Origin of the sequence: Streptomyces sp. NPDC051776 (assembly GCF_040681345.1) — a bacterium.
GTDB lineage: Bacteria > Actinomycetota > Actinomycetes > Streptomycetales > Streptomycetaceae > Streptomyces.
This window is the reverse complement of sequence record NZ_JBFAYQ010000005.1, coordinates 195,616-218,022: the sequence shown is the minus strand read 5'-3', so window position 1 is coordinate 218,022 and position 22,407 is coordinate 195,616. Positions and strand designations below refer to the sequence as shown.

General features: G+C 69.7%; 21 protein-coding genes. 4 read left to right on the top strand and 17 right to left on the bottom strand.

Translation table 11 applies throughout. The annotated features are described in order from the left end of the window. Window positions 1-115: 115 nt before the first annotated feature. The 7 genes from AB0M26_RS06985 to AB0M26_RS06955 all read right to left on the bottom strand — a co-directional run bounded on the left by AB0M26_RS06985 (window position 116) and on the right by AB0M26_RS06955 (window position 6,698). On the bottom strand, window positions 116-349 hold the full coding sequence (locus AB0M26_RS06985; RefSeq protein ID WP_365255702.1) for a hypothetical protein: 234 nt from the start codon (window positions 347-349) through the stop codon (window positions 116-118). Window positions 350-366: 17 nt separating this feature from the next. Next, complete coding sequence (locus AB0M26_RS06980) at window positions 367-1,317, bottom strand: WYL domain-containing protein (RefSeq protein ID WP_365255699.1); 951 nt, start codon at window positions 1,315-1,317, stop codon at window positions 367-369. 16 nt (window positions 1,318-1,333) lie between these two features. Beyond that, on the bottom strand, window positions 1,334-2,314 hold the full coding sequence (locus AB0M26_RS06975) for a WYL domain-containing protein (RefSeq protein ID WP_365255696.1): 981 nt from the start codon (window positions 2,312-2,314) through the stop codon (window positions 1,334-1,336). Between the two features lie 178 nt (window positions 2,315-2,492). Then, window positions 2,493-2,864, bottom strand: coding sequence for an FKBP-type peptidyl-prolyl cis-trans isomerase (locus AB0M26_RS06970; RefSeq protein WP_365255693.1), 372 nt, complete (start codon window positions 2,862-2,864; stop codon window positions 2,493-2,495). 66 nt (window positions 2,865-2,930) lie between these two features. Next, window positions 2,931-3,908 (bottom strand): FKBP-type peptidyl-prolyl cis-trans isomerase, encoded by a 978-nt coding sequence (locus AB0M26_RS06965; protein ID WP_365255691.1) that lies wholly within the window; start codon window positions 3,906-3,908, stop codon window positions 2,931-2,933. A gap of 159 nt (window positions 3,909-4,067) precedes the next feature. Continuing rightward, window positions 4,068-5,429: a Pup--protein ligase gene (gene pafA, locus AB0M26_RS06960; protein ID WP_365255689.1), complete on the bottom strand. Its 1,362-nt coding sequence runs from the start codon at window positions 5,427-5,429 to the stop codon at window positions 4,068-4,070. 9 nt (window positions 5,430-5,438) lie between these two features. Beyond that, window positions 5,439-6,698, bottom strand: a complete 1,260-nt coding sequence (locus AB0M26_RS06955) for an MFS transporter (RefSeq protein WP_365255686.1) — start codon at window positions 6,696-6,698, stop codon at window positions 5,439-5,441. 301 nt (window positions 6,699-6,999) lie between these two features. Between AB0M26_RS06955 and AB0M26_RS06950 the strand changes: the two genes are divergently transcribed. Then, window positions 7,000-7,980 carry a LacI family DNA-binding transcriptional regulator gene (locus AB0M26_RS06950; protein WP_365255884.1) on the top strand — a complete coding sequence of 327 codons (981 nt, stop codon included), beginning with the start codon at window positions 7,000-7,002 and terminating at the stop codon, window positions 7,978-7,980. Between the two features lie 97 nt (window positions 7,981-8,077). Here the strand turns inward: AB0M26_RS06950 and prcA are convergent, their stop codons facing one another. The 5 genes from prcA to arc all read right to left on the bottom strand — a co-directional run bounded on the left by prcA (window position 8,078) and on the right by arc (window position 13,750). After that, the gene (gene prcA, locus AB0M26_RS06945; RefSeq protein WP_365255683.1) at window positions 8,078-8,875 is read right to left on the bottom strand and encodes a proteasome subunit alpha; all 798 of its coding nucleotides are present in this window, start codon (window positions 8,873-8,875) and stop codon (window positions 8,078-8,080) included. Between the two features lie 56 nt (window positions 8,876-8,931). Beyond that, a complete protein-coding gene (gene prcB / locus AB0M26_RS06940; protein WP_365255680.1) occupies window positions 8,932-9,777 on the bottom strand; it encodes a proteasome subunit beta in 846 nt (281 codons plus the stop codon). A 110-nt stretch (window positions 9,778-9,887) separates the two neighbouring features. Beyond that, window positions 9,888-10,106, bottom strand: a complete 219-nt coding sequence (locus AB0M26_RS06935; RefSeq protein ID WP_251411117.1) for a ubiquitin-like protein Pup — start codon at window positions 10,104-10,106, stop codon at window positions 9,888-9,890. Window positions 10,107-10,252: 146 nt separating this feature from the next. Next, window positions 10,253-11,764, bottom strand: coding sequence for a depupylase/deamidase Dop (dop, locus tag AB0M26_RS06930; RefSeq protein WP_365255677.1), 1,512 nt, complete (start codon window positions 11,762-11,764; stop codon window positions 10,253-10,255). 219 nt (window positions 11,765-11,983) lie between these two features. After that, window positions 11,984-13,750, bottom strand: a complete 1,767-nt coding sequence (arc, locus tag AB0M26_RS06925) for a proteasome ATPase (protein ID WP_365255674.1) — start codon at window positions 13,748-13,750, stop codon at window positions 11,984-11,986. A 242-nt stretch (window positions 13,751-13,992) separates the two neighbouring features. Here arc and AB0M26_RS06920 point away from each other — a divergent pair, with 242 nt between their 5' ends. Continuing rightward, the gene (locus tag AB0M26_RS06920) at window positions 13,993-14,295 is read left to right on the top strand and encodes a ferredoxin (protein WP_365255671.1); all 303 of its coding nucleotides are present in this window, start codon (window positions 13,993-13,995) and stop codon (window positions 14,293-14,295) included. 22 nt (window positions 14,296-14,317) lie between these two features. Here AB0M26_RS06920 and AB0M26_RS06915 read toward each other — a convergent pair whose 3' ends face one another. From AB0M26_RS06915 to AB0M26_RS06905, 3 genes are all read right to left on the bottom strand, one after another. Next, window positions 14,318-14,908: a hypothetical protein gene (locus AB0M26_RS06915; RefSeq protein ID WP_365255668.1), complete on the bottom strand. Its 591-nt coding sequence runs from the start codon at window positions 14,906-14,908 to the stop codon at window positions 14,318-14,320. A 235-nt stretch (window positions 14,909-15,143) separates the two neighbouring features. Next, entirely contained in the window at window positions 15,144-16,049 is a 906-nt protein-coding gene (locus AB0M26_RS06910; protein ID WP_365255665.1) for a tRNA (adenine-N1)-methyltransferase, read from the bottom strand. A 108-nt stretch (window positions 16,050-16,157) separates the two neighbouring features. Further along, window positions 16,158-17,354: a site-2 protease family protein gene (locus AB0M26_RS06905; RefSeq protein ID WP_365255662.1), complete on the bottom strand. Its 1,197-nt coding sequence runs from the start codon at window positions 17,352-17,354 to the stop codon at window positions 16,158-16,160. 361 nt (window positions 17,355-17,715) lie between these two features. Between AB0M26_RS06905 and AB0M26_RS06900 the strand changes: the two genes are divergently transcribed. Further along, window positions 17,716-18,720 (top strand): PD-(D/E)XK nuclease family protein, encoded by a 1,005-nt coding sequence (locus AB0M26_RS06900; RefSeq protein WP_365255881.1) that lies wholly within the window; start codon window positions 17,716-17,718, stop codon window positions 18,718-18,720. 29 nt (window positions 18,721-18,749) lie between these two features. After that, window positions 18,750-19,421 carry a response regulator transcription factor gene (locus tag AB0M26_RS06895; protein WP_365255659.1) on the top strand — a complete coding sequence of 224 codons (672 nt, stop codon included), beginning with the start codon at window positions 18,750-18,752 and terminating at the stop codon, window positions 19,419-19,421. Between the two features lie 99 nt (window positions 19,422-19,520). Here the strand turns inward: AB0M26_RS06895 and AB0M26_RS06890 are convergent, their stop codons facing one another. Beyond that, window positions 19,521-21,125: an ABC transporter substrate-binding protein gene (locus AB0M26_RS06890; protein WP_365255656.1), complete on the bottom strand. Its 1,605-nt coding sequence runs from the start codon at window positions 21,123-21,125 to the stop codon at window positions 19,521-19,523. 414 nt (window positions 21,126-21,539) lie between these two features. Continuing rightward, window positions 21,540-22,244, bottom strand: a complete 705-nt coding sequence (locus AB0M26_RS06885; protein WP_365255653.1) for an HAD family phosphatase — start codon at window positions 22,242-22,244, stop codon at window positions 21,540-21,542. Window positions 22,245-22,407: the final 163 nt, after the last annotated feature.

Sequence of the window (22,407 nt, the reverse complement as noted above, 5' to 3'; positions counted from 1 at the left end):
AGTGGCCGCACTGCCCGGACACGTACGCGGACAGCCCGTCACGCCGCCGGCGAACGGAATGCCCGTAATGCGCAAGGGAGTCGAGAGACCCGCGGTGCCCCCGCGGGAGCGGAAGTCATGACCTGGCGTGGTGGAGCCGCAGCGTACGGACGCCACCGCCCGTGAGGAGCTCCACGATCCGCTCGCCCGCCGGTTTCCGCACCGCGGACCCGCAGTCGGGGCAGGTGAAGGAGTAGAACGTCGTACGGCTGCTGGCACCGATGACCAGCCTCAGGGCGTCGGAGCCCATCTCGAAGCTGCCGCGGCAGTGCGGGCAGGCGGCCTTGAAGATCACTGCGGTGGGCACCATGCGTCGCTCGAGTCCCTTCACTCGCCGTACGCCGCGAGAGCGTCGCAGGCAGCCTGCCGTGCACTCTCGGCGAGGTCTCGCGGAGAGGTGATGCGCCCGTCCTGGCCCAGCCGCAGCGCCAGGCGGCGCAGCGAGGCCGGGTCGGGGGTGCGCAGGGTGATCCGCAGGCCGCCGTCGGGAAGTTCCTCGGCGCTGTCGTGCGGGTAGTACTCGGCGACCCAGCGGCCGGCGGGACCGGTCTCGACGACGACCTCGGGATCTTCCTCGGAGGGCTGGATGAGCCCCTGGGACAGATCCCGCAGCTCGATCGGGGGAGGGTCGGCGGGCGCGTCGAGCAGTCGGATCTCGGCGACGCGGTCGAGCCGGAATGTGCGGCGGGCCTCCGAGAGACGGCACCAGGCCTCCATGTAGGTGTGCCCCACCGCGAAGAGCCTGATCGGGTCCACCTCCCGCTCGGCCAGCTCGTCGCGGGCGGGCGAGTAGTAGCGGAGCCACAGCCTCCGACGCTCGGAGATGGCCCGGTCGACATCCGCGAAGACCCCGCCCTCGGATTCGAAGGTCACCGAGAGCCGGGAGCTGGCGCCCGCGGCCTCGCCCGCGGCCGCCTCCAGCTTGGCCGTGGCGCGCAGCAGTGCCTGCCGGTCGCCCTCGCGGAGGCCGGGCAGGGTCGCGACGGCGCGCGCGGCCACGAGCAGGGCGGTCGCCTCGTCGGCGGCGAGCCGCAGCGGCTCGGCCACGTCATCGGGGTTGTGCCACCAGATACGGTCGCCGTCGGTGTCGATGTCGAGCAGATCGCCGCCGCGGAAGCTCGTACCGCACATGGGCAGCACGTCGAGGTCGGAGATCAGCTCCTCCTCGGTGATGCCGAAGGCGCGGGCGACGTCGCTCACGCGGGCGCCGGGGCGCTCGCGAAGGTACGTCACCAAGGAGAGCAGCCGGCGGGTCTGGTCGATCGCATTCGTCGCCATGAGTGGACCGATCCTCTCAGCCCTTGGCCACGGCGCGCAGCCGCTCGACGACATCGGCCCGCAGTTCCACGGGTTCGAGTACGACCACATCCGCGCCGAACTCCACCAGCCAGGCATCGAGCCCATGTCCGTACGGGATCTCCAGCTCGTCCCAGCCGTGCCCGGCGGACCGGGTGGTCAGGGCCCGCGCGCGCAGCGGATAGCCGGATCCGGCGCGCAGCCGGATGCGGGCGGTGCGGGTCGCGGTCTCGCCCGCCCAGCTCTCGACGGTCTCGCGCACGGTGACGTGGTCGGGGACGGAGGCGGTGAAGGCGGCGGCGCGGGACCGTACGCGGCCGGTGATCCGGGAGAGCCGGAAGACGCGCTCGGCCTGCCGGTCGCGGTCCCAGCCCGCGAGGTACCAGTGCCCGCGCCAGCACTCCAGCGTCCACGGCTCCACGTGCCGGGTCTCGGGGCGGGCGGCGCTGGCCTTGCGGTAGTCGAAGGTGACCGGGCGGCGGTCGCGGCAGGCGACCATCAGCGGCTCGAAGGCGCTCTCGTGGACGGGGATGCGCGGTTCGAGGGCGCTGTGGGTCTCGTACGGGTCCTCGGCGAGCGGCATCCCGGCGGCGCGCAGCTTCTGGAGCGCCCCGCTGGCCGCGCCGGCGAGCCTCGCCTGCTGCCAGACCTTGGCGGCGAGGCCGAGCGCGGCCGCCTCCTCGGCGTCGAGGGCGACGGGCGGGAGACGATTGCTGTCGCGGCGGGCGAGGTAGCCGGTGTCGCCGTCGACGCCCTCGACGGTCTCGATGACGAGGCCGAGCTCGCGCAGGTCGTCCTTGTCGCGCTCGAACATCCGGTTGAAGGCGTCGTCACCCGCAGCCGCGCCGCCGTTGCCCGGTCCGAACGCCTCGACGTAGGCCTCGATCGAGCCGCGCAGCTCGCGCTTGCTGAGCGGGCGTCTGGTCCCGAGCAGGCACAGGGCCAGATTCATCAGCCGCTCGGCCTTGGCAATGGCCATCGACGCCCTTTCTCGTTGTGGTCCCGCACCGATGACCGTACCGGTCGCGGGACGGGCCGCAAAAGCGGAATGCCCACGCCGCAGGGGGCGTGGGCACTCGCGAAGTTGACGCTTGTCGCGTCCGCTGTTGACGCTTGTCGCGTCTGTCCCGGGGCGGTTCCCGGCCACCCTGGACCGGTCAGACCGAGACGAGGTCGCAGACGAAGATCAGCGTCTCGCCCGGCTTGATGCGGCCGCCGGCGCCGCGGTCACCGTAGGCGAGGTGGGGCGGGATGACGAGCTGGCGGCGCCCGCCGACCTTCATGCCCTGAACGCCCTTGTCCCAGCCGGGGATGACCTGCCCGACACCGAGCTGGAAGCGGAGCGGGGTACCGCGGTTCCAGCTCGCGTCGAACTCCTCACCGGTGCTGAAGGCAACGCCGACGTAGTGGACGGAGACGTTGTCCCCGGCCTTGGCCACCGGCCCCTCGCCCTCCCAGAGGTCCTGGACCTCCAGGTCGGCCGGGGGCTCTCCGCCCGGGAAGTCGATCTCGGGCTTCTCGATGCTCACTGCGATGCTCCTAGACACGGATCTGGTCGGAATCGGGGCCAGTCTTGCAGATGGCGATCACACGGCTCACACCGTGCCGACGATGTCGACCGCGAAGACCAGGGTGTTCTTGGCGAGCGGGCTCTGCGGCGTGGAGCCGTACGCGAGCTTCGGCGGGATCACCATGAGCACCCGGTCACCGACGTTCTTGCCGACCAGCGCCTTGTCCCAGCCCTGGACGACCGAGCCGGTGCCGATCTGGAACGCGGTGGCGCCGCCGTGGTCCCAGGAGGAGTCGAACTTCTTGCCGTCCTCCCACTTCACGCCCGTGTACTGAACGATCAGGCCGTCACCGGCCTTCACCTTCGGGCCCTTGCCCTTGATCAGCACCTGCTGCTGCAGGTCCTTGGGCTTGTCGGTCTTGGGGATGGTGATGGTTGCAGCCTTCTGCGACTGCGCCTTCACCGTGGGCAGCCCCGCCGTCGGCGCGGCCTGCTCGCCCTTGGCCTCGGCCTTCTTGTCGGGCTTCCTGGCGGCGGCGATGTCGATGGCCCAGACGAGGCCGTCGCCGGGCTTGATGCCCGACTGCGGGTTGAGCTGCTGGCCGATCAGGGCCTTCGCGGTGCCCTCGACGACGACCCGGCTGCCGACCTTCTTGCCGACCAGCGCGTCGAGCACCGGGGCGGGCAGCGACTGGCTCTGCTGGCCCAGCTCCTGGACGACCTGGGTGCGGGGGGCCTTGGGGTCCGCGCCGGGCTGCTTGACCCAGGTGCTGCCGAGGGTCTTGCCGCCCTTCATGGTCTCGCCGGCGAAGTCCAGGCGGACCAGGTCGCCCTTCTTCACCTCGGCGCCGGATCCCTCGGAGACCGTCTTGCTCACGAGCTTCTCGGAGGCCTTGGCGTCCTTGGGCACGGAGATCTTGGGCTTCTCCCCGGCCTTGCCCTCCACCGAGACGACTCCGGCGTCCGACGAACCGTCGTCGGACCCGCACGCGGCGGCGGTGAACACAAGGGCGGGTACGGCCAGCGCCGCGACGAGGCGGCGGATGTTCCAGGTGTGCTTCATCAGTCCAACTCGGCTAGGGGGATCAGCAGGCATTCCCGCCACTGTACGACCTGCGGGCGCAAGTGCACGGGCGTCTGACACGGCTGTGCGCCGGAACCCCTCGGACTCCGGCGCACAGCGCTCGTGTGTGCTGCGTCACACCCAATCACACCGGGTGGATCACATCCCGGCGATCAGCTTCTCCACCCGGTCGTCGACGGAGCGGAACGGGTCCTTGCACAGCACAGTGCGCTGCGCCTGGTCATTGAGCTTGAGATGGACCCAGTCGACGGTGAAGTCACGGCGCTGCTCCTGGGCGCGGCGGATGAAGTCCCCGCGCAGCCGGGCGCGCGTGGTCTGCGGCGGCACCGACTTGCCCTCGAAAATCTTCAAATCGTTGCAGACCCTTGCCGCTTGGCCGCGCCGCTCCAGCAGGTAGTACAGGCCGCGGCGGCGGTGGATGTCGTGGTACGCGAGGTCTATCTGCGCCACGCGCGGGTGGGACATGGTGATGTTGTTCTTGGCGCGGTAGCGCTCCAGCAGCTTGTACTTCATCACCCAGTCGATCTCGGTGTCGATCCGGTCCAGATCCTGGGTGCGGATGGCCTCAAGCGTGCGGCCCCAGAGCTCAAGGACCCGCTCGACCATGCCGCTGACGATGCCGCGCCGCTCACAGAAGTCGACGGCCTTCTCGTAGTACTCCTGCTGCACTTCGAGGGCGGAGGCCTCGCGTCCGCTGGCCAGTCGCACCTTCCGCTGGCCCGTGATGTCGTGGCTGACCTCACGGATGGCGCGGATCGGGTTCTCCAGGGTGAGGTCGCGCATCACGGTGCCGGCCTCGATCATGCGCAGGACGAGGTCGGTGGCGCCGACCTTGAGCAGCATGGTCGTCTCGGACATGTTGGAGTCGCCGACGATGACGTGGAGCCTGCGGTAGCGCTCGGCGTCGGCATGCGGTTCGTCGCGGGTGTTGATGATGGGGCGGGAGCGGGTCGTGGCGGAGCTGACGCCCTCCCAGATGTGCTCCGCGCGCTGGCTGACGCAGTAGACGGCGCCGCGCGGCGTCTGCAGCACCTTGCCCGCACCGCACAGGAGCTGGCGGGTGACCAGGAACGGAATGAGGATGTCCGCGAGCCGGGAGAACTCGCCGTGCCGCGCCACCAGGTAGTTCTCGTGGCAGCCATAGGAGTTGCCCGCCGAGTCGGTGTTGTTCTTGAAGAGATATACGTCGCCCGCGATTCCCTCCTCGTGCAGGCGGCGTTCGGCGTCGACGAGCAGGCCTTCGAGAATGCGCTCGCCCGCCTTGTCGTGGGTGACCAGCTCGATCACGTTGTCGCACTCGGGCGTTGCGTATTCCGGGTGCGAGCCCACGTCGAGGTAGAGACGGGCGCCGTTGCGCAGGAAGACGTTGCTGCTGCGGCCCCAGGAGACGACTCGGCGGAAGAGGTAGCGCGCCACTTCGTCAGGTGACAGTCGGCGCTGTCCCCTGAACGTGCACGTGACGCCGTACTCGTTCTCCAGCCCGAAGATGCGGCGGTCCATGACTGAACATTACGCCTGATGGCCTGCTCCCAAACCGGGTTCCCGAGCAGCGTTTCGATCATTTTCCACCGTCGCCCCGCCACCGGTGGCGCGTGCGGGAACTGCGAGAACCCGCCGTGTGGCGAGAAGAACCAGCAGCGCCGCGAGACCGCCCGCGCCCGCGACGGCAAAACCCGCGCTCGTACCGCTGAACTCGACAGCGGGTCCGGCCACGGCCGTTCCGGCGGAGGCACCCACGGTGAACGTCGTGACCAGCCACGAGAACGCCTCGGTGACCGTGCCGCTCGGCGCGTGCCGGTCGACGACGACGAACGCGCAGGCGAGCGCCGGCGCCAGGAACAGCCCGGAGAGCACGCTCAGTGCGGTCATCGGGACGCTTCCCGGAGTCAGCGCGAGCGGCAGATACCCGAGCGCGAGCAGACCGACGAGGACGCGCAGCCGCCTCTCGGGGAAGCCGGTCCACTGCCGGGCTCCGTAGGCCACACCGCCGATCAGCGCGCCGAGGCCGAGACCGGCGAGCAGCACGCCGTAGACGGTGTCCCCGCCGTGGCCGTCCGCGTACGCGAGGGCGGCCACCGTGATCGAGCCGAGCGCCGTGCCGACGAAAAAGAACGCGCCGAGGAGCGCGAGCAGGCCGGACGAGCGGAGCGCGCCCAGCCAGTGCGCCTCTCGCGGCGCCGAGCGCCAGGCCCGTGACGGCGGCGAGACGACCACGGAGAGCGCGCCGAGAACACCCACCGTGTTGATCACCAGCAGTGCGGCGGCCTCGGACCAGGCGGCAACCAGCAGCGTGACGAGCAGCGGCCCGACGGTGAACATCACCTCCTGCGCCACCGCGTCGAGCGCGTACGCAGTGTGGACCCGGTCCTCACGCTTCAGCACGCTCGGCCACAGGGCCCGCAGACCGCCCTCCAGGGGCGGTGTGAAGAAGCCGGCCATCAGCACCGCGGCGTACGCCACCGGGAGCGGGTCGAGGCCGGAAGTCGCGAAGAGCGCCATACCGAGGGCGGAGAGCACGGCGGCGGGGAACATGACGCGGGGCTGCCCGCGGAGATCGACGGCCCGTCCCAGCAGGGGCTGGCCGGCTGCGGTGGCGAGGCCGTACACGGCGGCCAGCACACCGGCGAGGCTGTAACTGCCGCCCTCGGAGCGGGTGAAGAGCACGATGGCGATGTGGCCGGTGGCGTTCGGCAGCCGTCCGACCAGAGTGCCGGTGAGCAGCCGCGCCGCATGCCGCGCCCGCAGCAGCTCCGCGTACCCGGAAGCCATGGACCAGCCCCTTCCTCCGGCGGCCACCGTACGGCACCGGGTTTTACGTATAACTTGCTGCGTTATACGTACCATGGCGCTGTCCGTGGGTCCACCGGAATTCCGAAGCGTTCTGCCGGATGCGGCGGAACACGAGAGTCGGCGGAGGCGCAGCGTGAAGCACGACGAGCCACCACCCGGACGGGTGACACCCCTCCGGCCGGGCCGGCGCGCCCAGGACACCGAGGGGCCCGCCCCGGGGGCTCGGGGCGCGAAGAGGGCGCCCGTCGTCGGCTCGGGTGTACGCGCAACGAGCCGGGACGTGGCCCGCGCCGCCGGGGTCTCACAGGCCACGGTGTCCCTGGTGCTGGGTGAGAAGTGGCGCGGCCGGGTCTCGGATCGCACGGCCGACGCGGTGCGCGCGGCCGCCGACCGGCTCGGCTACCGCCCCAACCTTGCCGCCCGCAATCTGCGGCTCGGCCGGACCCGGACGGCGCTGCTGGTGGTGCCGGCGCTGACGAACGAGTTCTTCGCCCGCGTCTACACGGGTGCCGCCCGTGTGGCCGCCGAGCACGGCTTCGGAGTGGTGCTCTACCCGTCCCCGGAGGGCGTCGGCCCGGCGCGGGACCCCTTCGACTCGGCGCGGGCCGCACTGGACGGCGTGATCGCCTCCTCGATGGCCGCGGACGCCCTCGAGGCCATGAGCGGGGGCGGCGGGCTTCCGCTGGTGATGCTGGACAGCGATCCCGCCGACACCGCGGCCTCGGCGACCGTCAACCTCGACATTGCGGGCGGCATGCGGCTGATGGCGGAGCATCTGCTGTCCCTCGGGCACCGGCGCTTCTTGCACATCGCCTCCGCCGTGGACTCCTGGACCTTCCGGGTACGGCGTGCCGCGCTGGGCGAAGCCCTGGGTGCAGTCCCCGGCGCGGTCGCGCGCCGCGAGCCGGCCGAACTGACCGTGGACGCCGGACGCCGGGCGGCCGAACACGCCCTGGCCCCGCCGGGCCCGCGGCCCACAGCCCTGGTGTGCGACGACGACATCCTGGCGGCCGGGGCCTGCAAAGCGGTACGGCGGCTGGGGCTGCGCGTGCCGGAGGACGTCTCCGTTACCGGCTTCGACGACCTGGCGCTGGCGACGGCAGTGGAGCCGGAGCTGACCACGGTCCGGCTGCCCGCGGAGGAGGTGGGCGCGAGGGGCATGGCCGCGCTCCTGGCCGTACTCGACGGGCGGGAGGCCGGGAACGCAGCCGTCCCCGTGGAGTTGATGCGCCGCAACTCGACGGCACCGCCCGCGTCCTGAGCCCTCGGGACGCGGGCAGTGCCGGAAACGCCTCGCGCCCCGGCCGGCGACTGCCGGACGGGGCGCGGGACCACGGAACGAAGGTGCTCCGGCCGGGCTATTGCTCCGTCTCCGACCCCGTGTCCCCCTCGAGCTCGACGTCCTCGACGGCATCGGTCGGCGCGGACTCCTCACTGCCGCTCTCCGGACCGCCGCTCTCCGGCTCCAGGAGCCGGGCGAGGCGACTCCCGACCACTCGCCGGAACTTCCGCTTCTGCGGTCGCGTACGGTCCAGGACCGCCACCTCCAGCTGATCCGCCGTCAACTGCCGCTCATCGCCGTTGCTGTCGCGGGAGAGCGCCTGGACGGCGAGCTTGATGGCCTCGGAGAGGGTCATCCCCTCGCGGTGGCGCTGCCCCAGGAAGCTGCTGATCTGTTCCGCGTTGCCACCGACCGCAACGGAGCCGTGCTCGTCGACGATCGAACCGTCGTGCGGGAGGCGGTAGATCTGGTCGCCCTCGGGGGACTCGCCCACCTCGGCGACGACCAGCTCGACCTCGTACGGCTTCTCTCCGGCGCTGGAGAAGATGGTGCCCAGCGTCTGCGCGTAGACGTTCGCCAGGCCGCGGGCGGTGACGTCCTCCCGGTCGTAGGTGTAGCCACGCAGATCGGCGTAGCGGACGCCGCCGATCCGCAGGTTCTCGTATTCGTTGTACTTGCCTGCCGCCGCGAACGCGATGCGGTCGTAGATCTCGCTGAACTTGTGCAGCGCGCGGGACGGGTTCTCGCCGACGAACACGATGCCGTCGGTGAATTGCAGTACGACGAGGCTTCGGCCGCGCGCGATGCCCTTGCGGGCGTACTCGGCGCGGTCGGCCATGGCCTGCTGGGGTGAGACATAGAACGGCGTCGACACCGGCTATCCGTCCCTTTCTGTCAGTGACAAGGTCATTCCGCGGAGCCGCCCTCACCTCAGAGCAGCGCGGCCCGGGGGCCGTCCGGCTCCTCGAGCCGCCGCTCGTGGACGGCGCGGGCGATCTCGGAGGCCTCGGACTCCGAGAGCTTCCGGAAGCCCTCGTCGGTGATGACCGTGACGAGCGGGTAGATGCGGCGGGCCATGTCGGGTCCGCCGGTCGCCGAGTCGTCGTCGGCCGCGTCGTACAGCGCCTGCACGACCAGGGTGGTGGCCTGCTCGACCGTCAGGTCCTCGCGGTAGAGCTTCTTCAGGGAGCCGCGGGCGAAGACCGAACCGGAGCCGGTCGCCGCGAATCCGTGCTCCTCGGAGCGCCCGCCGGTCACGTCGTACGAGAAGATCCGGCCCTTCTCGCGGTCGACGTCCCAGCCGGCGAAGAGGGGGATGATGGCCAGACCCTGCAGGGCCATCCCCAGATTGCCCCGGATCATGGTCGACAGCCGGTTCGCCTTGCCCTCCAGGGAGAGCTGGACGCCCTCGACCTTCTCGAAGTGCTCGAGCTCGAGCTGGAAGAGCTTGATCATCTCGACCGCGAGACCGGCCGTTCCGGCGATGCCCACCGCCGAGTACTCATCGGCCGGGAAGACCTTCTCGATGTCGCGCTGCGCGATGATGTTGCCCATAGTGGCCCGGCGGTCACCGGCCAGGACCACACCGCCCGGGAACGTCGCGGCGACGATCGTCGTGCCGTGCGGCGCCTCGATCGCGCCCTGAACCGGCGGCAGCCGTCGGTTCCCCGGGAGAAGTTCCGGGGAGTGGTCGGCCAGGAAGTCCATGAACGAAGAGGAGCCTGGCGTCAGGAAGGCATTCGGCAGACGCCCTGTGCTACGAGTGTTGGCTTCCACGCGGTTCCTTCCACGAGATCTTGGAATTCTGCACGGGACCTTACCCGGGGCCGTGAATGTCATCCGTCCCGCGCCCCCTCCGAGAGGACGCGGGACGGATGCGAACGGTCTTACTGACCGCCCTTCTGTACAAAAGACCGAACGAAGTCCTCTGCATTCTCCTCGAGGACGTCGTCGATCTCGTCGAGGACGGAGTCCACGTCGTCCGACAGCTTCTCCTGCCGCTCCTTGAGGTCTTCGGAGGCCTGTGCGTCCTGCGCGGTCTCCTCGACCTCCTCGGTGGAGCGCGTCGCCTTCTGCTGGCCTCCGCCGGTGTCCTTGGTCGCCATATCCCTCACCCCGCTCGGTTCGCCCGACACAGATCGATCGGTCAAGATCAGACCCTACAACCGGGGTCCGACATCGGCCCTGTAGTTGCTACAACGTCCGGGATCCATCCCGATGATTCCCGCATCGGCGCCGTTTCAGCCGCGGATCAGCCACCGGACAGCACGCGTACCAGGTCCTCTGCGGTGCGGCAGCGGTCGAGGAGCTCCTTGACGTGGTTGCGGGTACCGCGCAGGGGTTCCAGCGTGGGGACCCGCTGCAGGGAGTCACGGCCCGGCAGGTCGAAGATGACCGAGTCCCAGGAGGCGGCCGCGACGTCGTCCGCGTACTGCTCCAGGCACCGGCCGCGGAAGTAGGCGCGGGTGTCCTCAGGCGGGTTCGTACGGGCCTTCTCGACCGCGTCCTCGTCCAGCAGCCGCTTCATACGGCCGCGGGCCGCCAGACGGTTGTACAGGCCCTTGTCGGGGCGCACGTCCGCGTACTGCAGGTCGACCAGGTGGAGCCGGGCCGCGTCCCAGTCCAGCCCGTCACGCCGCCGGTAGCCCTCCAGCAGCTCCCGCTTGGCGACCCAGTCCAGCTCCTTCGCCAGGCTCATGGGATCGCGCTCCAGGCGGTTGAGCACGTCCTCCCACCGGGTGAGCACGTCGACGGTCTGCTCGTCGGCGTCGGCTCCGTAGCGGTCCTCGATGTACTTCCTGGCCAGCTCGTAGTACTCCATCTGCAGTTGCACTGCGGTGAGTGTCCGGCCGCTGCGGAGAGTGATCAGAGACCCCAGCGACGGGTCGTGCGAGACCTGGTGCAGGGTGCGTACGGGCTGGTCGACGGCCAGATCGACGGCGATGAACCCGTCCTCGATCATGGAGAGCACCAGCGAGGTCGTGCCGAGCTTGAGGTATGTGGAGATCTCGGAAAGGTTCGCATCCCCGATGATCACGTGCAGCCTGCGGTATTTCTCCGCGTCCGCGTGCGGCTCGTCCCGGGTGTTGATGATGGGGCGCTTGAGGGTGGTCTCCAGCCCCACCTCCACCTCGAAATAGTCGGAGCGCTGGCTGAGCTGGAAGCCGTGGTCGTGGCCGTCCTGGCCGATGCCGACCCGGCCGGCGCCCGTGACGACCTGGCGGGAGACGAAGAACGGGGTCAGGTGGCGCACGATGTCGGAGAACGGCGTCGCCCGCTTCATCAGGTAGTTCTCGTGCGTGCCGTAGGAGGCGCCCTTGTTGTCGGTGTTGTTCTTGTAGAGGTGGATCGGCTGGGCGCCGGGAAGCTGACCGGCCCGGTCGGCGGCCTCGGCCATGATGCGCTCGCCGGCCTTGTCCCAGAGCACGGCATCACGCGGATTGGTCACCTCGGGGGCGCTGTACTCCGGATGGGCGTGGTCGACGTACAGCCGGGCGCCATTCGTGAGAATCACATTCGCCAGGCCGATGTCCTCGTCGGTGAGCTGGCTTGCGTCCGCGGACTCGCGGGCGAGGTCGAAGCCGCGGGCGTCCCGCAGCGGATTCTCCTCCTCGAAATCCCAGCGGGCGCGGCGCGCCCGGTGCATCGCCGCCGCATATGCGTTGACGACCTGGGACGAGGTGAGCATGGCATTGGCGTTCGGGTGACCGGGGACGGAGATCCCGTACTCCGTCTCGATACCCATCACTCGCCGTACGGTCATGCGGCCCTCCTTGCCCGGCGCCGCCCCCCGGATGGGGTGAGCGCTCAAGTACCGCTTCTTCTCGATGCGTGTGCGGTGCGCCCGACCCCGCACTGCGCCGAGACTCGGCGGTACCGAAGAGCCTAGAACGGCAATGCGGTGGCTGGGAGATCATTCTCACCGAAAACGCACCCGGCTGCGGACGTCCCTGGCCGGGGACGTCCGCAGCCGGACTGCCATTTACAGGTACTGGCCGGTGTTTGCCACCGTGTCGATGGACCGGCCGGTGTCCGCGCCCTGCTTTCCGGTGACAAGGGTGCGGATGAACACGATCCGCTCGCCCTTCTTTCCGGAGATCCGGGCCCAGTCGTCCGGGTTCGTGGTGTTCGGCAGGTCCTCGTTCTCCTTGAACTCGTCCACGCATGCGGCGAGCAGATGGGAGACCCGCAGACCCTTCTGATTGTGGTCCAGGAATGCCTTGATGGCCATCTTCTTCGCCCGGTCCACAATATTCTGGATCATGGCGCCGGAATTGAAGTCCTTGAAATACAGAACTTCCTTGTCGCCATTCGCGTAGGTGACCTCGAGGAAGCGGTTCTCCTCGGATTCCGCATACATCTGCTCGACGACGGACTGAATCATCCCGTCGACCGCGGCTTCCTTGGAGCCGTTGTGCTCCGACAGGTCGTCGGCATGCAGCGGAAGTGTCGGCACCATGTACTTGGCGAAGATGTCCTTGGCCGCCTCCGCGTCCGGACGCTCGATCTTGATCTTCACATCGAGACGGCCGGGCCGCAGGATCGCCGGGTCGATCATGTCCTCGCGGTTCGAGGCGCCGATGACGATCACGTTCTCCAGGCCCTCGACGCCGTCGATCTCCGCCAGGAGCTGCGGAACGATGGTGTTCTCCACGTCCGAGCTGACGCCGGAGCCACGGGTGCGGAAGAGCGACTCCATCTCGTCGAAGAAGACGATCACGGGGGTGCCCTCGCTCGCCTTCTCACGAGCCCGCTGGAAGACCAGGCGGATGTGGCGCTCGGTCTCGCCCACGTACTTGTTGAGGAGCTCGGGGCCCTTGATGTTCAGGAAGTAGCTCTTGCCGGCGGGCTGCCCGGTCACCTCGGCGACCTTCTTGGCAAGGGAGTTGGCGACCGCCTTCGCGATCAGCGTCTTACCGCAGCCGGGCGGGCCGTAGAGCAGTACGCCCTTGGGCGGCCGCAGTTCGTGCTCCTTGAACAGGTCGGGGTAGAGGTACGGCAGCTCGACCGCGTCCCTGATCAATTCGATCTGGTTCCCCAGGCCGCCGATCCGGTCGTAGTCGATGTCCGGGACCTCTTCGAGGACGAGCTCCTCGACCTCGCTCTTGGGCACGACCTCGTAGACGTAGCCGGAACGGGGCTCGAGCAGCAGGGCGTCACCGGGCCGGATCGTGGCGTCCAGCAGCGGCTCGGCGAGCCGCACCACCTTCTCCTCGTCGGTGTGGCCCAGCACCAGGGCGCGCTCGCCGTCCTCGAGGATCTCCTTGAGGGTGACGATGTCCCCGGAGCGCTCGAACTCCATGGCCTCGACCACGTTGAGCGCCTCGTTGAGCATCACTTCCTGGCCGCGCTGGAGCTCGTCGAGCTCGACGCTCGGGCTGACATTCACGCGGAGCTTCCGGCCTCCCGTGAAAATGTCGGCCGTGCCGTCCTCGTTCGCCTGCAGGAATACCCCGAAGCCGGCCGGCGGCTGGGCGAGCCGGTCGACTTCCTCCTTGAGGGCCACGATCTGGTCCCGCGCCTCACGCAGCGTGTTGGCGAGTCGCTCGTTCTGCGCCGAGACACCGGCCAGATTGGTCTGCAGCTCGACGATCCGCTCTTCGAGAATCCTCGTGTGCCGCGGAGAGTCGGCGAGCTTGCGCCGCAGGACGGCGATCTCCTGCTCGAGATAGGCAACCTGTCCCGCCGGGTCCTCTGGACCACGTCCGGGCCGGATGCCGCGGTTGATGTCGTCGTCGTGGGCTGCCACGGTCCTCACCTCCTCCAAGGGGAGCTGGACGCTTCCTGACCCTACCTGTGCAGGTGCGGGTTGAAACCCCTAGATCACAAAGACGGTCGGGGTGTGTCTGATCTTCACCCTTGCGTACGTCCCCACGCCAGGGGCTTACCCACCCAACAACATCCGAAAGCGAGCGGTTGTATCGTCGAGTCGGTCAACACCCGTCAGGGTTGGCTTCAATTGGTCCGCGTAGGCAGGGAACGGCAGGGGAGATGTCCGCACAGAACGAGGCGCTGGAAGTGTGGATCGACCAGGACCTGTGCACCGGTGACGGTATCTGCGCGCAGTACGCGCCCGAGGTCTTCGAGCTCGACATCGACGGCCTGGCCTATGTAAAGGGACCGGCCGCGGAGGGTGAAGAGGACGAACTCCTCTCGGAGCCCGGAGCCACAACCCCCGTCCCGCTACCGCTGCTCCAGGACGTCGTCGACTCCGCAAAGGAGTGTCCCGGCGACTGTATTCATGTACGTCGGATTTCGGACAAGGTTGAAGTCTACGGCCCAGACGCCGAATGACGAAGCGACCCCGAGTGACGGGTCAGACACTCTCCGCCACGGGAAGGGCACTGAGCCTGAACTTCCCCTTGCGCCACCGCCATTCGACCCTTCGCTGCTGATCCGGACAGCACCTCGGCACGTCCTCCGACGAGTAGCCGAGCAGGGTCGCCGAGACCGTACGGCCGCGGACGGCGAATGCCGAGACGTTCATGCCTTCCTTCGGGTCGAGGAAGGTCTCCACGATCCGCGGTGCGCCCTTGCCCGAGGACGGGTGGGCCAGCACGTAGATGCCGTTGGGCGGGGTGCCGAAGCCGGCCTTGCAGCGCACGACGGCGACCGTCTCCGCGCGCCCGTCGCCGTCCAGATCGCCCGAGCCGTGGCGCACAACTTGCACCTTCTCCGGACCGCAGTCGACAGGATAGTCCGCTTTCTCCGGGTCGGGTCCGCCCCTGGGCAGCGGTTCGGCAGTCCGGGACGGGGCCGAAGCACCGGCCTTCGACGTGGCGACGGCGCCGGCGGGCTGCAGGAGCGCCGAGCCGCCCACGATGGCGGCGAGTGCCGCGGCGGTGGCGATCCAGTGCACCGGGCGGGTGCGGGTGTGCGGGAGGTCCTGGCCTGCAGAGGGCTGCACGCGGGTTGTCTCCTGTGAAAGCTGAGGCGACTGGGGTGGCCAGCATGGTGCCACATCTCACACCGGGCCGGAACGCCCGGGTGCCCGCCCATACTGTCCCCGTACGCACAGCGCCGCCGTCGACCCCCCGGGCGGGAAGTCGGCGGCGGCGCTTGGGTGTTGTGGTGCGTATCGAGGATGGATCAGCGGAGCGCGCGCAGCGAGCGGTGCGGCCCACCGCGGGCGGCGGGACGGCTCAGTCGGCCCGGGAGCCGCTGCCGCTGCCCGGCCCCGTGTAGTCCTCGCCGTACGCGCCCTTGGCGGGACGGCGGCGGCGCAGTGGCGGCTCGACGCCGTCGGCGAGGCGGCGGGCGGTCAGCAGGAATCCGGTGTGGCCGATCATCCGGTGGTCGGGGCGTACGGCCAGGCCCTCGACGTGCCACGTGCGGACCATGGTCTCCCACGCGGTCGGCTCGTTGAAGGTGCCGTGCTCGCGGATCTCCTCGACCGTGCGCGCGAGCTGGGTCGTGGTGGCCACGTACGCGCAGAGGATGCCGCCGGGGACCAGCGCCTTGGAGACGGCCTCCAGGCACTCCCACGGCGCGAGCATGTCGAGGATGACGCGGTCGACGTCGGTGTCCGAGAGGTTGTCCTGGAGGTCGCCGACGGTGAGCTGCCACGCGGGGTGCTCGCCGCCGAAGTAGCGGCGGACGTTGTCGGCGGCGATCTCGGCGAAGTCGGCCCGGCGCTCGTACGAGTGGAGCATCCCCCGGTCGCCCACGGCTCGCAGCAGGAACATGCTGAGCGAGCCCGAGCCCACCCCCGCCTCGACGACGCGCGCGCCGGGGAAGATGTCGGCCATCGCCAGGATCTGACCCGCGTCCTTGGGGTAGACCACGGCAGCGCCGCGCGGCATGGACAGGACGTAGTCGGGGAGCAGGGGACGCAGCGCGAGGTAGGCGACGTTCCCCGTGGTACGGACAACACTGCCCTCGGGAGCACCGATCAGCTCGTCGTGCGGGAAGGCGCCCTTGTGGGTGTGGAAGCTCTTCCCTGCCTCGAGCGTGAAGGTGTAGTGGCGTCCCTTGGGGTCGGTGAGCTGGACCTGGTCCCCGACCTGGAAGGGCCCGCGACGGCGGGCGGCACCGGTCGGTTCGGACATGCGACCAGGGTACCGGGCGGGTCGGTGGCTCCCGTACGCACGGTGCCCGCCCGCGCACGCGAGGCCGCGGGTCGAGGGCGGGGACCGAGGACGGAGGGCGGGGCCGCGTTACGAGGAGGGTCGTGCCATCGCCGCGACGAAGGCCCGCTCGACATCGGCGGTGGACAGCACCCCGTAGATCTCGCCCGTCTCCTCCAGGACCAGGTACTCCGTCGCGGGGGTGGCGCGGAGGGTGTCGAGGAGCTCCTCGCCCGACAGTTCCGCGGAGACGCGCATGCCGGGCTTGAGCTCCTGGGCGAGGCCGCTGACGGCGACCCAGGGGCGCCGGTGCTCGGGGACTCCAGCGATTGCCGCCTCGCGGACGACCGCGGTCGGCCGGCCCAGGCCGTCGACGACGACGAGGGCGCGGGCGCCCGCCTCGTTCGCCCGGCGCAGAGCCTCGGAGAGCGGGGTGTCGGACTGGACGGGTACGGCGCGCCGGGTCAGCGCCCGCGCCCGGAGGTCGGGCAGGTGCTCGCGGAGACGGGCCATACGCAGGCTGTTGCCGGCGCCCGTCCAGATGATCGCGGCGAGGATGGCGGCCAGCAGCGCGTCGGTGATGGTGTCGACGCCGCTGATGTCCTCGGTGTTTCTGCCCAGCAGCCCCGTCTGGGTGACCAGGGGCAGTCCGATCAGGACGGTGACGGCGAGAGCGCGGCCCGTCCAGGCGGCGGCGATGGTTCCTGTCATGGGCTTGCCGCTGATCTTCCAGACCACGGCACGCAGCATCCTGCCGCCGTCGAGCGGCAGTCCCGGCAGCAGGTTGAACACGGCCACGATCAGGTTGGAGATCATCAGGCCCGCGAGCAGCACACCGGGGACGGTGCCGGGCTCGACGGACTGCATGGCGGCGTAGAACACACCGGAGAGGACGAGGGAGAGCAGCGGTCCGACGAAGGCGAGGACGAACTCCCGGCCCGGGGTCTCGGACTCCTTCTCGATCTCCGAAACACCGCCGAAGAACTGGAGCTGGATACGGCGCACCGGCAGCTTGAAGTGGAGCGCGGCGACGGTGTGGGCCAGTTCGTGGACGAGCACGGAACCGTAGAAGGCGACCGCGAAGAAGAGCGAGACGAGGTAGCGCAGACCGCCGAGTTGGGGCAGGACGCGCTCGAGTTGCTCGCCGAACACCCAGGTGATCAGGGCTGCGACCAGGAACCAGCTCGGGGCGACGTAGACCGGCACGCCGAAGGGCCGGCCCATCAGGAGACCGCCGCCGCTCTCGCGGGGGCGCTGCGGCTTCCCGCTCTCGCCGCTCTCGTCCACGGTGTCAGGTGTCCCCTCGTGTGATAAACCGCCCGTTCAGGCCCAGGCACCCTGACACCGCCGCGCGTCGGCTTCGTGCGATCCCACGATCGTGCAGTGCGAGTGCTTCTGACGTCGATGGTATGCGGCTTGATGTCAGTGACGGGTCATAGGGTCGTGAGCCATGGGAACCAGTACCGATACGCACGGCGCGGAGCCTTCCGGCGAGGAGGCCCGCGGCCGGGGGGCGGCCGTCGTGACTCCCGGCGGGGACCCCGCAGCCGTGGAGCCCGGGGTCGTCAAGCCCGGCGAGGAGCCCGGAGGCGAGGATCCGCGAGGGGAGCGGCCCCCGTCGCTGTCGCCGTCGCGCGCCTCGGACTTCATGACCTGCCCGCTGCTGTACCGGTTCCGGGTTATCGACAGGATCCCGGAGAAGCCGAGTGAGGCGGCGACGCGCGGCACGCTGGTGCATGCGGTGCTGGAGCGGCTTTTCGACGATCCCGCGGTGGAGCGTACGGCGCAGCGGGCCCGGTCGATGGTCGCGGGCGAGTGGGAGCGCCTGCTGGAGGCGCGCCCGGAGCTGGCGGACCTCTTCTCCGACGCGGATCCGGCGGACGGGGAACGGGAACGGGAAGGGGACGGGGAGGGGCGCCGGCGCGGCGGCCGGGCCGGAGCCGGCGACATGGGGGCCTCCACGGCGGCGGGGGCCGGTGGATCCCAGGAAGCCGGGAGCGGTGGGTCCCAGGAAGCCGGGACCGAGGAGGCCGGTGAAACCGATGGGGCCGGGGGCACAGCCGCCGTCGCAGGCGGTACGGCCCCGAGCCCGGCGGACCGTCTCGCGCAGTGGCTGCGCGAGGCCGAGCGCCTCGTGGAGCGGTGGTTCGCGCTGGAGGATCCGACGCGTCTGGAGCCCGCCGAGCGCGAGCTGTACGTCGAGACGGAGCTGGAGTCCGGGCTGACCCTGCGCGGCATCATCGATCGGGTCGACGTGGCACCGACCGGGGACATACGGATCGTCGACTACAAGACGGGCAAGGCGCCCCGCCCCGAATACGCCTCCGGTCCGCTGTTCCAGATGAAGTTCTACGCACTGGTGCTGTGGCGGCTGCGCGGGACGCTCCCCCGCCGGCTCCAGCTCGTCTACCTCGGCAGTGGCGATGTGCTGACCTATGACCCGGTGGAGGACGACCTGCGGGCCGTCGAGCGCAAGCTGCACGCCCTGTGGGAGGCGATCAAGCGCGCGACCGAGACCGGCGACTGGCGGCCCCGGCCGAGCAGACTGTGCGACTGGTGCGACCACCAGGCCCTCTGCCCGGAGTTCGGTGGCACTCCCCCGCCCTACCCGCTACCCGTGATTCCGGTGCAGGGCAGAATGGGGCAGGCCTAGCCGAACCGCCGACGAATACGAGGTGCCCTGTGGCGATCCGCGTTCTCCTGGTCGACGACCAGCCGCTGCTGCGCACCGGCTTCCGGATGATCCTGGAGGCCGAGCAGGACCTCGCCGTCGTCGGTGAGGCCGGCGACGGCCTGCAGGCGCTGGACCAGGTGCGGGCCCTGCAGCCCGACGTGGTGCTGATGGACATCCGGATGCCGCGCATGGACGGCGTGGAGGCCACCCGTCAGATCACCGGCCCCGGGCGGGACGGCCCCGCGAAGGTGCTGGTGCTGACCACCTTCGACCTCGACGAATACGTGGTCGAGGCGCTGCGGGCCGGGGCCAGCGGCTTTCTGCTCAAGGACGCCCCCGCCCAGGAGCTGGTGCAGGCGATCCGGGTGGTGGCGGCGGGCGAGGCGATGCTGGCCCCGAGCATCACACGGCGGCTCCTCGACAAGTACGCAGGACAACTGCCCTCCGGTGACGAGCCGGTACCCGACACCCTCAACACCCTCACCGAGCGCGAGGTGGAGGTGCTCAAGCTGGTCGCGCGCGGGCTGTCGAACGCGGAGATCGCCGCTGAGCTGTTCGTGAGCGAGACCACCGTGAAGACCCACGTCGGGCACGTCCTGACGAAGCTGGGCCTGCGCGACCGGGTGCAGGCCGCGGTCTACGCGTACGAGAGCGGTCTGGTGCGCCCCGGCGCGCAGTGAGTCCCGTCCCGCCGACCGGGCGTGTTGGACAGAGGCGGTACGCGCCCCCGGCAGAGCCCTCCGGGGGCGCGTTGGGTACCGAAGCCGTACCGCCCTGCGTCAGGCGGAGATCCCCCGGCCCAGCTCCCAGAGCTGAAGGACCGACGAGGAGTTGAGCGCCCACTCGACGCCCGTGATGTCGTCGCGCGCCGCCACGTACTGCTTGCCCTGCCACAGCGGCAGGACGGGCACGTCATCGGCCACGATGTCCTGCGCCTTCTCGAAGTCCTCGGCCGCCGCGGTCCGCTGGGCCTGCTGCCGCGTCTGAGGAATCAGCTGGGTGCGGATCGTGTCGTTGCGGTATGGGCTGTTGAGGAAATTGTCCTTGGCGAAGAACGGGTCGATGAAGTTGTCCGGGTCCGGGAAATCGGGGAACCAGCCCATGCCGTAGGCCGCGTACTCCCGGTTGGACTGGGCCGGGCGGAACTTCTTCCACGGCACGCCCTTGATCGACACGTCGAACAGACCGCTGCGGTTGAGCTGCGCCTGGAGCGCCTTGAACTCCTTGGCCGTGGCGGAGCCGTAGTGGTCGGTGGTGTAGGTGAGCTTGAGCCGCACCGGGGTGTCGATCCCGCCCGCGCGCAGCGTCTTGCGCGCCTCGGTCACGTCCGGGTCGCCGTACCTGTTGAAGAACGAGTTGACGTGCGAACCGACGCTCGACGGGACGATAGAGTAGAGCGGCTCGGCGGTGCGCTCGTACACATCGCGGACCAGTGCCTGGCGGTCCACCACCTGGGCGATGGCCTGACGTACGGCCTTCTTGCCCGCGATCGGGTCGTCGGTGTTGAAGGCCAGATAGCGGATCTCCTGGCCCGGCATCTCCTTGAGCTCGATCTTCTCCGAGCCGCCGCGCTCCAGCCGGTCGACCTGCTCCGGCGACATGGTGCGCGTCATCAGGTCGATCTCGCCCTTCTGGAGGGCCTTCTCCATGGCGCCCGAGTCGGGGTAGAAGCGCATCTCGACCTTGTCGTTCTTCGGCTTGAGACTCCCCTGGTAGTTGGGGTTCCGATTGAAGACGGCCGAGACGACCTCGTCCTTCTGTTGCTCGGTCTCGATGGTGTACGGGCCGGAGCCGTCGACCGCGAATCCTTCCCGCAGCTTCGTCCCGTCGTACGAGTCCTTGTCGACGATCGCCGCGGCCGGGGTGGCCAGCTTGTGCGGGAATGTCGCGTCCGGGGACTTGAGATGGAAGACGACCTCGGTCTCGCTCGGGGTCTCGACGGTGTCGATGTTGGAGAGCAGGGAGACCGGGCCGTTCGGGTTCTTGATCGACAGGGTGCGCTCGATGGAGAACTTCACGTCCTCGGAGCTGAGGTCGTTGCCGTTGGCGAACTTCATGCCGCCGCGCAGCGTGCAGCGGTACGACTCGTTCTTCTGGTCGGAGAAGCCGCACTTCTCTGCCGCCTCCGGCGCCGGGTCGCCGCCCGAGCGGGGCAGCGCCATCAGCGTCTGGAAGGTGTTGCGCAGGATGTTCCACGCGCCCGCTTCGTAGGCGAGGGCCGGGTCGAAGGGAGCCGGGTAGTCCGAGGTGCTCACGAAGGCGTCCGTGGTGCCGATGACGATGGGTTTGTCGTCCCCGCTCGCCTCGTCCGAACCGCCGCATGCTGCGAGAACGGGAGCCAGCAGACCCAGCACGGCCGGCATCACCAAGGTCTTGCGATTCATCGTCGGCGGTCTCCTGCGGAAGCGTCGATCCCCGGACCATACCGACGTGGGGCTGCCGGCCACAGGGATGCGTCAAAGGTTCTGGCGACGAGATTAGTCCGCGGCGCCAGACAGGCCGGAACACAACGAAGTTGAGGCAATATCACGCATCGATAACGGGCGCCAGCGGCCCCTCGCCCCGAGCGTAGAGCGAATCGCCCATGAAGTAACCAACCGGGACTTATGGGTGCGCGCTCAGACCCTTGGGGCCCGTTGCAAGCAGATCCCCGCAATACTGTCGACGGGACGGCATGTGATAAACGTCACGCATCGACTTCGAACCCTAGGGGGTCTTTCTCCATCGCGGTGATCATGGCGCTTTGCGCCGGGCGTCGCGGCTCGCCCCGCGTTCCTGCGCGGATCACCGCCCCAGGCTCAGCGCACTCCGGCGACGAGCCTCTGCAGGAAGGGCAGGGTCACGTCCTCGAGCGAGGGGACGACGACACGACCTTCGGCGGGCTCGATCGGCACCACGGACGGCACGGCCACCACCCGGCAGCCCGCCGCCTCCGCCGCCGCCACACCGGTCGCCGTGTCCTCCACGACGGCGCACCGCGCAGGGTCCGCGCCGAGCCCTGCCGCGGCCAGCAGATACGGGTCCGGGTGCGGCTTCGTACGCACCACCTCGTCCCCGGCGACGGTGAGGGCGAAGTGGTCGGGACCGACCGACTTGAGCACCCGGTCGATGATCCGCCGGTGCGAGGCGGAGACCAGGGCGGCCGGGATGTTGTGGGCGGCGAGCTCGGCCAGGAGGCGGTCGGCACCGGGCATCAGGGGCACGCCCCGGTCCACCAGTTCCTCGAACCGTGCATTGAGCAGCGTCGACAGGTCCGGCAGGGTGATGTCCGCGCCGGTGGCCTGGATCAGATAGGACGCACTGCGCGTCATGGGGCCGCCGACCACCACCTCCCGGTGCTCCTCGGCGAGCTCATGGCCGAGCTCGGCGAAGATCTCGACTTCGGCCTCCCACCAGAAACCCTCCGTGTCCACGAGAGTGCCGTCCATGTCGAGGAGCACGGCTTGCAGGGCCGAGCCCTCGGCCGGCCGCGTGTCGTCGAGTGCGGGGATGATGCTGGTCATCCGTGCTCCTCTCCTCGTGACTGCCCCCGGAGGGACAAATCGGCCGGCCGCCGCCCCCGGAAGGGCGCCGACCGGCCTGTACCGGACCGACCATTGTACGACGATCCTGACAACTGAGCGTTCTTTCCTCCACGGCGGGTCATGACGGCGCTTCCCGGTGGGC